11 protein-coding genes and 1 riboswitch are annotated in these 13,900 nt (G+C 69.9%); of the genes, 4 read left to right on the forward strand and 7 right to left on the reverse strand.

Features of this window, described 5'->3' with window-relative positions; all coding sequences use genetic code 11:
* Positions 1 to 111 precede the first annotated feature (111 nt).
* The 4 genes from NO931_RS17380 (at position 112) to crcB (ending at position 3,225) form a co-directional block, all read left to right on the forward strand.
* Positions 112 to 1,929: a MutS-related protein gene (locus tag NO931_RS17380; RefSeq protein ID WP_256393629.1), complete on the forward strand. Its 1,818-nt coding sequence runs from the start codon at positions 112 to 114 to the stop codon at positions 1,927 to 1,929.
* A 106-nt stretch (positions 1,930 to 2,035) separates the two neighbouring features.
* Entirely contained in the window at positions 2,036 to 2,230 is a 195-nt protein-coding gene (locus NO931_RS17385) for a cold-shock protein (protein WP_097008697.1), read from the forward strand.
* 167 nt (positions 2,231 to 2,397) lie between these two features.
* Positions 2,398 to 2,462: riboswitch (Fluoride riboswitch) on the forward strand.
* Between the two features lie 2 nt (positions 2,463 to 2,464).
* Positions 2,465 to 2,875, forward strand: a complete 411-nt coding sequence (locus tag NO931_RS17390) for a fluoride efflux transporter FluC (RefSeq protein ID WP_256393630.1) — start codon at positions 2,465 to 2,467, stop codon at positions 2,873 to 2,875.
* Positions 2,875 to 3,225 carry a fluoride efflux transporter CrcB gene (gene crcB / locus NO931_RS17395; protein ID WP_256393631.1) on the forward strand — a complete coding sequence of 117 codons (351 nt, stop codon included), beginning with the start codon at positions 2,875 to 2,877 and terminating at the stop codon, positions 3,223 to 3,225. The genes NO931_RS17390 and crcB overlap by 1 nt, the downstream gene beginning before the upstream one ends.
* A gap of 65 nt (positions 3,226 to 3,290) precedes the next feature.
* Here crcB and NO931_RS17400 read toward each other — a convergent pair whose 3' ends face one another.
* From NO931_RS17400 to mutS, 7 genes are all read right to left on the reverse strand, one after another.
* Complete coding sequence (locus tag NO931_RS17400) at positions 3,291 to 4,235, reverse strand: transporter substrate-binding domain-containing protein (RefSeq protein WP_256393632.1); 945 nt, start codon at positions 4,233 to 4,235, stop codon at positions 3,291 to 3,293.
* A 104-nt stretch (positions 4,236 to 4,339) separates the two neighbouring features.
* Positions 4,340 to 4,600, reverse strand: a complete 261-nt coding sequence (locus NO931_RS17405) for a helix-turn-helix transcriptional regulator (RefSeq protein WP_256393633.1) — start codon at positions 4,598 to 4,600, stop codon at positions 4,340 to 4,342.
* Between the two features lie 102 nt (positions 4,601 to 4,702).
* A complete protein-coding gene (locus NO931_RS17410; RefSeq protein ID WP_256393634.1) occupies positions 4,703 to 6,130 on the reverse strand; it encodes a dihydrolipoyl dehydrogenase family protein in 1,428 nt (475 codons plus the stop codon).
* Between the two features lie 122 nt (positions 6,131 to 6,252).
* A complete protein-coding gene (locus NO931_RS17415; RefSeq protein WP_256393635.1) occupies positions 6,253 to 7,386 on the reverse strand; it encodes a PGF-CTERM sorting domain-containing protein in 1,134 nt (377 codons plus the stop codon).
* A 223-nt stretch (positions 7,387 to 7,609) separates the two neighbouring features.
* Complete coding sequence (kdgK1, locus tag NO931_RS17420; RefSeq protein WP_256393636.1) at positions 7,610 to 8,566, reverse strand: bifunctional 2-dehydro-3-deoxygluconokinase/2-dehydro-3-deoxygalactonokinase; 957 nt, start codon at positions 8,564 to 8,566, stop codon at positions 7,610 to 7,612.
* A 160-nt stretch (positions 8,567 to 8,726) separates the two neighbouring features.
* Complete coding sequence (gene mutL / locus NO931_RS17425) at positions 8,727 to 11,021, reverse strand: DNA mismatch repair endonuclease MutL (protein ID WP_256393761.1); 2,295 nt, start codon at positions 11,019 to 11,021, stop codon at positions 8,727 to 8,729.
* 123 nt (positions 11,022 to 11,144) lie between these two features.
* Positions 11,145 to 13,892, reverse strand: coding sequence for a DNA mismatch repair protein MutS (gene mutS / locus NO931_RS17430; protein ID WP_256393637.1), 2,748 nt, complete (start codon positions 13,890 to 13,892; stop codon positions 11,145 to 11,147).
* Positions 13,893 to 13,900: the final 8 nt, after the last annotated feature.

The following is a 13,900-nucleotide window of genomic DNA, read 5'->3' on the forward strand; positions in this document are numbered from 1 at the left end:
CCGTAAACGCGGGGGTCCGGCGCGCTCTCGGATCCGATCGATCGCGGCTCGGCAGGACGTCGACGCGACCGGACCACAGCACTGATAGCCCGCGGGTGGGACTCACACGGTATGCGACTGGAGGAGTACTGGGGCGTCGGTCCGAAGACCAGAGAGCGGCTGACGGAGTCGATCGGCGTCGAGGACGCGGTGGCGGCGATCGAGGGCGGCGACGTCCGCGCCTTGACCGACGCCGGGCTCTCGCGGGGCCGCGCGACGCGCATCCTGCGGCGGGCCAGCGGCGGCGAGGGGATGGACGTGCTCGCGACCGGCGACGCCCGCGACGTCTACCGCGAGCTGCTGGACCTGATCCAGGCCCACGCGGTCACCCGGCAGGCTGCCGACCGGATCCGCGTGATGACGCCGCTGCTCGACACCGATCCGATGAACGAACGCCTCGACGACGTCGAGGCGGTCCGCGCGGTCTGGACCGCGCTGGACGACGCCGAGCGCGAGCGGGTGCTCGACGCGTTCGAGCGCTACGACGAGGCCGGCGCCGGCGAACGCCCGGCCGTCGAGGCCGCGCTCGCGCTGCTGGACGCCGGCGTCGTGGAGTCCGCGGACCGCGATACCGACTCGCCCTTCGCCCCGCTGGCAGCCCTCGATCGGGACGCCGTGGCCGAGGCCGCCGAGGCGCTCGGTGGATTGCAGGGCGGTCGCGTCGCCGAGGGCGTCGACGAGGAACTTGACGAGCTGCGCGAGTCGTTGGCCGCGGCCGACCGGCTGGAGGCGAACGCGCTGGACGTCATCGAGCAGCTCCGCGAGGGCGGCGTCCGGGACGGCGACGGGTTCCGCGACGCCTTCCTCGAACACGTCCGCTCGGAGGCCGGCGTCACCGTCGACCGCGTCCGGGACGCGATGCCGGGCGACGCCGTCGACGCGACCGACTTCGCCGGGACGACGCTGCGCGAACTCTCGAACGACCTGCGCAAGGCCGTCTCGACGCGCGAGGAGCTGGTCGCCAGCGACCTCCGGGGGACGGTCGCCGAGGCGCGCGAGGACGTCGACGCCGCGGTCGCCGCGGTCGACGACGTCGCCTTCTACCTCTCGCTGGCCCGCTTCGCCGACGCCCACGACCTCGCCCGGCCGACGTACGTCGAGGGCGAGCGGGACGTCGTCGCGGCGGTCGCGGCGCGCAATCTCTCCTTGCTCGCCGGCGACGAGGAGCGCGTCCAGCCCGTCACGTACGCGGTCGGCGAGCACGACCTCGGCGAGATCGACCCGACCGCCGGTCCGGGCGGGCGCGAGAATCCGACGCCGCCCGACGACGACCGGGTCGCGGTCGTCACCGGCGCGAACAGCGGCGGGAAGACGACGCTCCTGGAGACGCTGTGCCAGATCGTCCTGCTCGCCCAGATGGGGCTGCCCGTCCCGGCTGAGCGCGTCGAGGTGTCGGTGTTCGACGCCGTCGTGTTCCACCGCCGCCACGCCAGTTTCAACGCCGGCGTCCTCGAATCGACGCTGCGCTCGATCGTTCCGCCCGTTTCGGCGGGCGAGCGCACCCTGATGCTCGTCGACGAGTTCGAGGCGATCACCGAACCCGGCAGCGCCGCCGACCTGCTCCACGGCTTGGTCACGCTGACCGTCGAGCGCGCTGCGCTCGGGGCCTTTGTCACGCACCTCGCCGACGACCTCGAACCGCTGCCCGAGACCGCTCGGGTTGACGGCATCTTCGCCGAGGGGCTCTCGCCCGACCTCGAACTACTCGTCGACTACCAGCCCCGCTTCGGCACTGTCGGCCGGTCGACGCCGGAGTTCATAGTCTCGCGGCTGGTCGCCGGCGCCGACGATCGCTCGGAGCGGGCGGCCTTCGAGACGCTGGCCGAAGCCGTCGGGCAGGACGTCGTCCAGCGCACGCTTGCGGACGCGCGGTGGAGTCCCTCGGACTGAGTTACGGCGTCCGCCCGAACGCAACTTCGCGCACCGTGCCAGCGCGTCTCCCGGCAAAATCTGTTACGAAGGCCTTATCCCTGTGGTGTGCCTCCGGTAGATTGCAATGGCGAAAGGCGAAGTCGACTTCTTCAACGACACAGGCGGTTACGGTTTCATCTCGACGGACGACGCGGACGACGACGTGTTCTTCCACATGGAAGACGTTGGCGGCCCGGACCTCGAGGAAGGCACCGAGATCGAGTTCGACATCGAACAGGCCCCCAAGGGCCCCCGGGCGACCAACGTCGAGCGCCTCTAAGGCGGTCTGACGCGGGTTCGCTTACTACTTTCAGCATTTTAGCGTAACTAGCCTACGAGCGACGCCGCTACCGATCGGCACGCTGCAAGCGTCCGTCATCGAGCGATCGCTGCGATCACAATGTTAAGGTAGCTACCGGAAACAATCGAGAGCAACGTCCCTCGCGGGGTCGTTCGGGCGATGGAGTCCGCCCGCCCCAACCGCCGTCACGGCTGATGACTCCTGCTCTCAGCCATGCCACGGACACACCCTCTCGAACATCTGGAAGCGGTTCTGGTCGTCGGGATCGGCGGGTTCGCCGGTTCGAACCTCCGGTACGCCGTCGAGCTGTTCGTTGCCAACTCGCTGGTAGCGACAGCGACGGTCAACGTACTCGGCTGTTTCGCGCTCGGCTTTCTCGTCTACGAGAATCGGTTCGCCGGGACGATCTCCGGAACCAGCCGGACCCTCATGGCGACCGGGTTCGTCGCCTCGTTCACGACCTACAGCACGTTCGTCGTCGACGCGATCACGACCGCGCCGCTGACCGCGCTCGGCTACGTCGCCGGCAGTTACGCGCTCGGCTTCGGCGCCGTTCTCGCCGGTCGCGAAGCCGCTCGCTGGGCGACAACTGCGCTACTGCCCGCACCGGAGGTGGGCGACTGATGGAACCGGCCCACCTCGTCGGGACGGGCGGTGCGATCGGCGCGGTGTTGCGCTACGCGGTCGGCCAGTTGCTCGCGCACGATCGGTTTCCGTTCTCGACGCTCGCGGTGAACGTCGCCGGGAGCTTCGTGCTCGGATTGGTCGTCTTCGCCAGCGTCGGCAACGAGGTCGCGCTCCTCGTCGGGACGGGCGCCTGCGGGTCGTTCACGACGTACTCGTCGTTTTCGGTTCAGTCCGTCGGGCTGTGGGAGGACGGCGACCGGCTCCGCGCCGCTCTCTACGCGCTCGGGACGCTCTGTCTGTGCGTGCTCGCCGCCGGCGTCGCCGCGGGCGTCGTCGCCGTACTGTAGTCGGGCCCGGTGCAGACGCCGACGGACTGTCAGACGCCGACGGACTGTCAGACACCGACGGACCGTCAGGCGTCGCCGGATCCGTTCTCGCTCTCGTTCGACTCTCCGGACTCGTCGCCGTCGATAGCGCCGTCGCTACCCGCCAGCCACTCGGCGGCGATCTCGTCGTATCGGCCGCTCTCGCGGACGGCTCGCAACCCCTCGTCGAGCGCGTCCCGGAGCGTCTCGTCGTCGCCGCGGACGCCGATGCCGTAGCGCTCGACGGTCTCGGCGAGGAACGCGACCGAGGACCGACCGTCCGCCGCGAACGACCGCGCGGCGGGCGCGTCCACGACGACGGCGTCGACCGTCCCTTGCTCCAGAGCGGCGACGGCCCCCGGATAGGTGTCCCACGATGCGTACTCGCTCGGCTCGACCAGCCCCGGCTCGACGAGTTCCGTCTCGATCAGCGCCTCGCCGGTCGTCGCGGTCTGTGCGCCGAGCGTCGCGCCGGCCAGGTCCTCGATCGCCGCGGGCGTCGAGTCGCCGTCGGCGACGAGCACCGCCTGGCGCGTCGCGAAGTACGGTTCGGTGAACGCGAGATCCTCCTGACGCGGCTCGGTGATCGACAGCGCGGCCGCCAGCACGTCGACGCCGCCCTCCGCGAGCGCGCCCGGCAGCGACGAGAACAGTCCATCGTAGCGCCACTCGGCGAGTTCGTATCCCTCTGCGGCGTCGATCGCTGCCGTCGCGAGGTCGACGTCGAAGCCGACGAGCGAGGCCGCCGCCACCTGCTCGAACGGCGGAAACTCGGCCGCGGTGCCGACGACGAGTTCGCGGGGGCCACCGTCGTCGGCCGGATCGCTGCTTCCACCGGGGCCGCTGCCCCCACCGTCCCCGTCGTTCCCCCCGTCCTCGCCGAAACAGCCCGCGAGGAGCGCTCCGGCGCCGCTCGTCGCCGCCAGTCTCAGGGCGTCGCGACGCCGCAGTGCGTCTCGCTCCCCGTCTTCGCTTCGCTCCCCGCTCCCCATACGTAGCAGTCCGCGAGCGGGCGCTTAGGCTTTGGTGCGCTATGTGGGCGAAGGACGCGGGAGAACAGTTCGGAGTGACGGCGATTCGGTGGGTCGGGACTGCGTCAGACCGCGGCGGCGTCCACGTCGGCCTCGGCGTCGACGTTCTGCAGGGAGTAGATCTTCTGGCGAGCGTCGGCGAGATAGACGCGCTGGTCGATCAGCCCTTCCTCGTCGAGATCCGACAGCGCGTGTCTGACTGTCCGGGGCGACAGCATCGTCGCTTCGGCGAGTTGCTGCTGGGTCAGTTCTCCGTCGTGTTCCAGCACCTTGTACACGAGTTTGGCGCTCGGCGGACACTCCGACAGAACCTCTCGATCAGTCATGCGCTCCTTTATATGCGGGCACGCATCAAAAGCCCCCTGCGGTCGTGCCCGGGGTGCGCACTAGCGCGGTCGCTCCGGCGTCCGGACGCCGCGATGGGAGCCTCAACTCTCGTCGGGCCCCGCAACGGCGTCCGCGGCTTCCCGCAGCAGACCGTCGACGATCTCCGGCGTCGTCGGGTGGTACGCGCGGTCGGGGATCTCGCGGACGTCGAGTTCCATCTCCACGGCGAGTTGCATCGTCTTGGCCATCACGTCGGCGTGGTAGTGCAGTCCTTGATAGCCAAGCACCGTCCCGTCGTCGGCGTCCGCGATCAGCGTCGCCGTGCCTTCCGGGACCGCCTTGGTCTTGAACACGCCGTCGCTGCTCGCCTCGCGGTGAACCGCGACGTAGTCGAGGTCGGCCGCCCGCGCCGAGTCCTCCGAGTGGCCCACGCGGGCGTAGGGGTAGACGCCGAGTCCCGAGAAGATCACGTGGTGGTGGACGTTCTCGTAGCGCTCGGGTTCGTCACCGCGTTCGAGCGCGAGCACGTTCCGGGCCGCCGTGATCCCCTGCTCCTTGGCGACGTGGAGGATCGGCTCGCGACCGTTGGCGTCGCCGACGACGAACGTCCGGGGGTCGCTCTCGGCTTGCATGGTGGCGTCGACCCATCCGGGGCCCGGGTCGAGCGAGGTGGTCTCCAGGTTCAACTTTTCGAGCGCGGGCCGCCGCCCGGTGAACAGAAACAGCTCCTCGGCCTCGACGGCGCGCTCGCTCGCTTCGCCCTCCGGCGGATCGCGCTCGACGTGCAGGCGGACGCCGCCGTCGCCCGTCGGTTCGACGGACCGCTCGTGAGTATGGGTCAGCACCTCGATGCCGAACTGCTCGCGGTAGAGATCGAGGATTCGCTCGCCGAACTCGCCGTCGGCTTCGTCGAGCGGGCGGGCGTCGTGCTCGATCACGGTCAGGTCCATCCCGGCGGCCTCCGCGAGATACGGCACCAGCTCCAGCCCGACGTAGCCCAGCCCCATCACGACGCCGGAGTTGGGGAGCGAATCGGCGTCGAGCACCTCCGCGCTGGTCGTCGGATCGACGTCGGCGATTCCCGGGAGGTCGGGCACGTTTACTGTCGAACCGGTCGCGATCACGACGTAGTCCGCCTCGATAGTCCGGTCCCCGACGGCGAGACGCCGGTCGTCGACGAATCGCGCGGTGTCGCGGACGAACTCCACGTTCTCGCGCTCGGCCAACTCGTGGACCGACGATCGGCGGTGCTCGGCGAAGCTCTCGACGTGGCGGTCCTTGGTGTCGATCACCCGTTCGAGGTCGACCTCGGGCGTCCCCCGGACTCGGTCGTCGTGACGAGCCTGAAAGCGGTGCTGTCCGGCCGACAGCACCTCTTTCGAGGGCATACAGCCCCGCAGGATGCAGAGGCCGCCGCCCGGCTCGCCGTCGTCGATCAGCGTCAGCTCGATCTCCTCGCGGTCGGCCAGTTGCCGCGCGGCGGCGACGCCGGCGCTCCCGTACGCGCCGACGATAGCGACGTGTGTCATGGCGGACAGTGCGGGGCGATCCGTTTAGAAGTTACTGCGGTCGTGCGTCCGGTGCGTCTCGGCGAGCGACGATGCGATGACCGTCGTCCGCGCAAAGAACGAACCCGCGATCGGCCGCTCGACTATCGGCGTCGCGCGATGCCGGCCGCGCCCAGCAGCGCGGTCAGGCCCGCGAGGACGCCGAAGCCGGGCAGTCCGTCGTCCGATCCGCTGTCGTCGCCGCTCATCGTCACTTCGCGCTCCGAGAAGTGGTCGATCCCGACGAGTACCGTCGCGTCGGCGTCGGCGCTGCCCTCGCTGACGACCATGTAGCGCGGTTCCTCGCCGATCGCGCCCTCCAGTTCGGAGTAGCTCTCGACCTCGGCGGCGGCCTCGCCGTCGACCGTGACGTTCAGGTCTTCGACGCTACCGACGGCCGCCTCGCTGACGCTCGTCACGAGGATCTTGCCCTCGCTCTCGGTGCGATCGACGGTGAACGTCACCTCGCTTTCGGCGGTCTGGCTCGCCTCGACGGTCGTCTCCTGACCGTACGCGATCGTCGAGTTGACGATCTCGCCGCTCCGCTCGGTCACGTACGCCTCGGCGGTCGCTGTGCCGTTGGCGACGTACTGTTCGATCTGCTCGTCGTTCTCGTCTCGGGACTCGTCGTAGCTCCGCACGACGAGCTGTGCGTCCTCGGACAGCGAGGCGGCGACGTCGCCGTCCTCGTTGGCGGTCACCTCGCCGTCGCCGGCGACGATGAACGTCGCCTCGCTGCCGTCGGCGGTTTCGACCGTCAGGCGCGACTCGCCGTGCTGTTCGGTCTCGGCGCCCTCGGTGAGGTTCGCCTGGACGTACTGGGACTCGCCGCCGGCGTCCACGACGAGCTGGCCGTGGTCACTGTCGTGTGCCCGTAGCTCGGCCGAGCCGCCGGTCGCGACGGTCGCGCTCGTCTCCGTCTCGGCGCTCAGCGACGTCGAGGCCCCGACCAGATTCGTCACGGCCGAGAGGCGCACGTCGGCGCCGAGTCCGAGGCGACTCACGTACGTGCTTCGGGACTCGACGGTCACGTTCTCGGCGATCGTGGCGCCGTCGACCGAGTAGTTCGTGATCGCCGACCCGTCCGTCTGGAAGCTCACGTGCGCGCCGGCGAACGCCTCGGCGCTCTGGTTCGAGGCGTCGGTCGCGGCCGTCGTCCCCGTCGTCGCCGTCGCGGCGGGGACGGCCGCGGCCGTCACCAGCAACACTGCCATCGTAGCTGCGACTATCCGTTTCATGCCTCCGGACGGTGGCCGAGAGTACCGGATATATTTTCTGGCTTCGTATACGACGCTCTAGACGTTCGGCCGAAAATCGTGGACAGGGTTGGTTATCGACGATCGGATCTGCCCAGTGGTAGACGCTCTCTCACCCGCCGTTCTGGGGGTGATTCGGCGGTGCGATCGCTCGCGCGACAACCAATCTGGAAGAAAGTGATACACGTCCGGCCGGCGTCCGACGCTACCGCGACACGTCGTCGAACTCCTCGTCCATCACCGACTCGACCTCCTTCCGGGTGATCGTCGCGACGTCGCCGGCGATCGTGCGCTTGAGCGACGCCGTCGCCGCCGCGTAGTCCATCGCCCGCGGGACGCCGTCGCCGGCGAGGCGGCGCGCGAGGAAGGCGCCGACGAAGGCGTCGCCGGTGCCGATGGCGTCGAACGTGTCGGCCTCGTAGATCCCTTGCTCGTGGACCTTGTTGTCGTGACAGGCCAGCGAACCGCGCTCGCCGTGCGTGACGATGGCGGTCTGCAAGTCGAACTCGGACGTGAGATGGTGGGCTAACTGGCGGGCTTCGCCGTCCCAGTTGAGGATGCGCTGGGCGTCCTTGTAGGCGAACACCAGCACGTCGACCGCCGGGAACAATCGCAGCAGCGTCTGCTTTGCCTCCTCGGGGGACCACAGCTTCGACCGGTAGTTGACGTCGAACGACGTCGTCGTGCCGGCGTCCTTGGCGACTTTCAGCAGCTTCGCCGTCGTCTCGGCGAGCTGGTTCGACAGCGCCGGCGTGATCCCGGTGGTGTGGAACGCGCCGGCGTCGCGGATGCGCTGGAGGTTGAGATCCTCGGCGCGGGCCGACTGAACTGCGGCGTCGTCCCGGTCGTAGATCACGTTCGTCCCGCGGGGCTTGCCGCCGTGCTCCAGATAGTAGGTGCCCTGTCGGCCCTCGTTCGTCCAGGCGACGTCGACGTTGACGCCGTGCTTGCGCAGGTCGGAGACGACTTTCCGACCCAGCGGCGAGTTCGGCAGCTTCGAGAGCCACGTCGACTTCGCGCCCAGGCGCTGGGCCGCGGTCGCGACGTTGCTCTCGGCGCCGGCCGCCCGGAACTCCAGGTCGGTGGCGGTTTCGAGGCGCTCGCCCTTCGGCGGCGACAGGCGCAGCATCGTCTCGCCGAAGGTGACGAGGTCGTCGCTCATCGGTTCCCCTCCCGGCCGTCGAACGCCGTCGGGGCGTCCGATCGCGAACTACTCGGAATCATGGTTCGGCAATCGGACGGCCGCGATATAAGTTCCATCGTTTCGAGACCTCCGGCGCGGCGTCTGCGCCGCGGCCGTCTTGCCGCCGCTTCGTCACCTGTCAGTCCCGCCGGCCGCCGTGGCCGGGGTAGTCCCGCTCGAACCGATCGTCCAACTCCTCGGCGTCGATCTCGATGACGACCGGGCGGCCGTGCGGGCAGGCCCACGGGTTCTCGCAGTCGTCGAGTTCGTCCAGCAGCTCTACCACCGACCCCTCGCGCAGCGACGTGTTGCCCGTGATCGAGGGATAACAGGCCAGATCGGCGATGAACTCGTCGGCCAGCGACTCGACGGCGGCTTCCCCGCCGTCGTCGGCCTCTCCTTCGATGAAGGATGTCAGCACGTCTCGCAGGCGCTCGGGCGCCAGCGTCTCGTCGAGCACCGCGGGCACCGTCGAGACCGAGGCCCGCCGGCCGTCGCGCTCGGCGTAGAAGCCGAGCTTCGCGAGCGCCTCGCGGTACTCGTCGAACAGCGCGGCTTCACCCGCCGTGAGCTCCAGTTCCACGGGGTTCGCCAGCGCCTGCGCCGTGGTGTCGCCCTCGAACTCGGCTTTCAGGCGCTCGTAGTTGACCCGCTCGTCGGCGGCGTGCTGGTCGATCAACGCCAGTCCCTCGTCGGTCTCGGCGACGACGTAGGTGTCCTGTAGCTGCCCCATGACGCGGAGCCGGGGGAGGCTGTCGAACCGGCGTTCGTCGTCGACCACGTCGCCGCCAAGCGTCCGCTGGTCGTGGGGGCCGGTGAACTTCTCGTCGTCCACCGTCCACGTCGTGTCGGCGTCGGTCGCGGTGGCATCGCCGTCGGCCGCGGCGGCGTCGTCGGCGTCCGGCGTTCCGGTGGCTGATTCGAGGGGCTCGCTGCGCTCGGTGGACGCTGCGTCGGCGTCGCGGCCGGCGACGTCGTCGGGACTCGACGTCGACTCGTCCGTCGTGCTGGACGCCGATTCGCCGCTCGCCGATTCGGTGCTCTGATCGGCAGCGCTCGCGGGCTCCGTATCGACCCCGGCCGACTCCTCGCTCGCGCCGGACGCCGATGCGGCGTCTCCGCCGGCCGTCGGCGAGTCGCTCGTCTCCGGCGCCGCGGGAGCGTCGGTCGCGGCGCTTCCTTCGCTATCGACGCTGTCGAACTCGTCGTCCGCGGTCGGCCCGTCGTCATCGTCGGCCGGCTCGTCCTCGGCGTCCTGCCGAGACGAAGTCGAGGCAGGGCTCGACGAGCTGTGCTCGTCGGCGTCCGGCGCGATCGACGCCTCCTCGGGCGCAGACCGTCCGCGGGGCGCCGACGAGCGTACGAGCCCGTGGTCGAGCAGCGCGTCCTCGACTGCGGCCCGGACCTGTCGGCGCACGCCCGCCTCGTCGCCCCATCGGATCTCCATCTTGCGGGGGTGGACGTTCACGTCGACCGTTTCGGCGGGCACCTCCAGAAAGAGCACGACAAACGGGTACCGATCGCTGGCGAGCTGGCCGCCGTACGCTTCGAGGATCGCCTCGCGCACCGCGGGCGAGCGGACGTACCGACCGTTGACGAACGTCGAAACGTACTCCCTGCTCGATCGGGTCGTCTCGGGGTGGCTGACGTAGCCCGAGATCCCCTCCAGCGGCCCCTCGGGGAACTCGCTCCCCACGTCGGGTGCGGCGTCGACGCCGATCATCGACGCGGCGACGTCTTTCCCATAGACCGAGAGCAGCGTCGACTGCAGATCGCCCTGCCCGGTGGTTGCGAACACCTCGCGCCCGTCGTGCTCCAGCGAGACGGCGACCTCGGGGTTGGCCAGCGCGTACTGGGTCACGACCCGGTTGACGTGGGCGAACTCGGTGGCCTCGGTCTTGAGGTACTTCTTGCGCGCGGGCGTGTTGAAGAACAGTTCCGTGACCTCGACCGTCGTGCCGTCGGGACAGCCCGCCGGTTCGACTGACTCGACATCGCCGCCGACGTAGGTCAACTCGGTTCCGGCGCCGTCGCCGTCGCGGGGCTTCGTCGTGATCTCTGTTCGCGAGACAGCGCCGATGGTGTGGAGCGCCTCGCCCCGGAACCCGAGCGTCGCGACGCCGGATTCGAGGTCGTCGACGTCCTCGATCTTGCTCGTCGTATGTTCCCGCACCGCGGCGCGGACGTCGGCCTCGCTCATTCCGACGCCGTCATCGCGCACGCGGATCGACTCGACGCCGCCGCGCTCGACAGCGACCTCGATGCGCGAGGCGTCGGCGTCGAGGCTGTTCTCGACCAGCTCTTTGACCGCGGAGGCGGGCCGCTCGACGACCTCGCCGGCCGCGATACGCTGGACCGTGCGCTCGTCGAGTTTTCGGATCTCTGTCGCCGTCCCATCGGTGTCCGCGCCGCCCGACTCGGACGCGTCGGTCACGGCGCGCTCACCCCACTGCGGCGTCTGCGCTGCGGCGTCGCTCGATTCATGCTCCACCGTGGGCGGTCGTCCCACTAAAACGCGCGGTTCGGAGCGGATGTGGTCCGGGCTGCCCCGGCAGGATCACTCCTCGTCGAGTTCGGCCTGCCACTCCTGGACTTTCGCCATCAGCTCGACCGGCGGCGTGTCGTTGATGTCCACGTCGGCCAGTTCGTCGAGCACCGCGGCGGCGCTCTCGTCGATATCGGCGGCGTCTTCGCTGCCGCTCTCGGACGGCACTCCGTCGTCGTCGCCCCCGTCCTCGGCCGGCGCTCCGTCGGCCTCGCCGCCGGACGCCGACGCCGCTCCGCCATCGGCGGTTGCCGTCTTCATCTGTCCGCTCTGGACGTCGAAGACGACCTGCTTCGTCTCGCCGCCGCTCCCGCCGCTGCCCCGGATGTCGATGGCCTTGTCGTCGCGCAGCCGGCCGAGCACGTCCTGCGAGCGGTCGACGACCGGGTCGGGCACGCCCGCGAGGTCGGCGACGTGGATGCCGTAGGACCGGTCGGTCGGCCCGTCGCGGACAGTTCGGAGGAAGGTGACGTTGCCGTCGGTCTCGTCGGCCGCGATGTGGACGTTCGCGACCGTGTCGAAGTGATCGCCCAGCGCGGTCAGTTCGTGGTAGTGGGTCGCAAAGAGCGTCCGGGCGCCGATCTCGTTGACGAGATACTCGGTGGCGGCCCAGGCGATCGAGATGCCGTCGTACGTCGCCGTCCCGCGGCCCACCTCGTCGAGGATGACGAGCGACTCGTCGGTCGCCGAGTGGAGGATCTTCGAGAGCTCCTGCATCTCGACCATGAACGTCGAGCGGCCCTGCGCGAGTTCGTCGAGCGCGCCCACGCGCGTGTAGATGCCGTCGACCAGCCCGACCGACGCCGAGCGGGCGGGGACGAAGCTGCCGATCTGGGCCAGCAGCACGATCAGCGCGGTCTGGCGCATGTACGTCGACTTCCCGGCCATGTTCGGGCCGGTGACGATCAGGAACCGGCGATCGTCGGTCAGGCTCGCGTCGTTGGGCACGAAGTCGGTCGTCTGCTCGACGACCGGGTGGCGCCCCTGCTCGATCTCGACGTCGGCGCCGGGCTCGGCGAGTTCGGGGCGGGTCCAGTCGTTGCCGACGGCGTGGACCGCCAGGCTCGCCAGCGCGTCGACCTTCGCGATCGCCCGCCCGACGTCCTGAAGCGTCTCTGCGGTCGCGGCGACGGCGTCGCGCAGCTCGCAGAACAGCTCGTACTCCAGGTCGCCGCGTCGCTCCTCTAAGCGCATGATCTCCCGCTCTTTCTCCTCTAACTCGTCGGTGACGAACCGCTCGGAGTTTTTGAGCGTCTTGACGTTCTCGTAGTGGTCCGGCGCGCCGTCGGCGGCCGACTTGCCGACCTGGATGTAGTAGCCGTCGGTCTTGTTTCGGCCGACGCTGACGTGGGCCAGCCCGTGCTGGCGGCGCTCGCGCTCGGCCAGCGTGTCGAACCACTCCTCTAGCTCCTCGTGACGCTCGATGATCTCGTCGAGCTCCTCGTCGAACCCGCGCGTGAGCATCCCGCCCTCGCGAACGGTCGAGGGCGGGTCCTCGGCCAGCGCGGCGTCGAGCCGTTCACGCAGGTCGGCGGCGGCCTCGCGGTCGGGCGTGTCGACGATCTCGGCCAGCGGCGAGTCGTCCAGTTTGGGCGCGGCGTCGATCGCGGCTTCCAGTTCGGGCAGCAGACCGAGCGTGTCAGCCACGGCGAGCAGGTCTCGGGCGTCGGCGCTGCCGTGGGTCGCCTTGCTCGCCAGCCGTTCGAGGTCGTAGGCGTCGCCCAGCGTCTCGCGGAGTTCCTCGCGAGCCAGCGCCGCCGCCGTCAGGGCGTCGACGCTCGTCTGGCGCCGCTCCAGCACGTCCCGCGAGCGGCGCGGGCGCTGGAGCCACTCCTTGAGCAGGCGCCCGCCCGGGCTGGTGACGGTGTGGTCGATCGTGTCGTACAGCGACCCCGAGCGGTCGCCCTGCATCGTCTCGGTCAGTTCGAGATTGCGCTGGGTCGTCGCGTCGAGCTCGACGTGATCGGCGTCGCGGTAGCGCTGCAGGCGCGTCATCGACGCCAGCACGCCGGTTCCGGTCTCCTCGACGTACGCGACGACGGCGCCGGCCGCCCGGATCGCGGCGTCGGACTCGACGCCGACGCTGTCGACGGTCTCGGCGCCGAACTGCTCGCGGAGCGCTCGCTCGGCTGCGCCCGGCGCGAACGCGTCGGCGTCGAACAGCGTCGGCGTCGCGCCGGTCCGGTCGCGGATCGTCCCGACCAGCTCGTCGTCCTCGCGCACGGACGGCCCCGGTAGCACCTCGACCGGATCGAACCGGTACAGTTCGGTCAGCGCCGACCCCCGCGGGTCGTCGCCGTCGACGCCGGTGACGTAGAATCGCCCGGTCGTCACGTCCGCGAAGGCCAGCCCGTAGGCGTCGTCGTCGCGGGACCGCGTCCCGGCGCCGTCGACGACCGCGGCGACGTAGCGCGCGTCGGCGTCGCTGGTTTCCAGCAACGTTCCGGGCGTCGCGACGCGCTCGATCTCGCGGACGTGGCCCGAGTCGGTTTCGCGCTGATTCGCGACGGCGACGCGGTAGCCGCGCTCGACCAGCGCCTTGAGATACGGCGTCAGCTCTGCGACCGGCACGCCCGCCATCGGATACTTCGTTCCCCCGGAGGACTTCTTGGAGGTCTTCAGATCCAGCTCCTCGCCGACGATTTCGGCGTCCTCGTCGAAAAACTCGTAGAAATCGCCGACCTGCATCGCCAGCAGGTCCGCGTCGCTCGATCGCTTGAGCGACTTGAACTCGCCGACGATCCCCTCGGCCTCGGTCATGGTCGGTC

The organism is Natronoarchaeum rubrum (assembly GCF_024494695.1).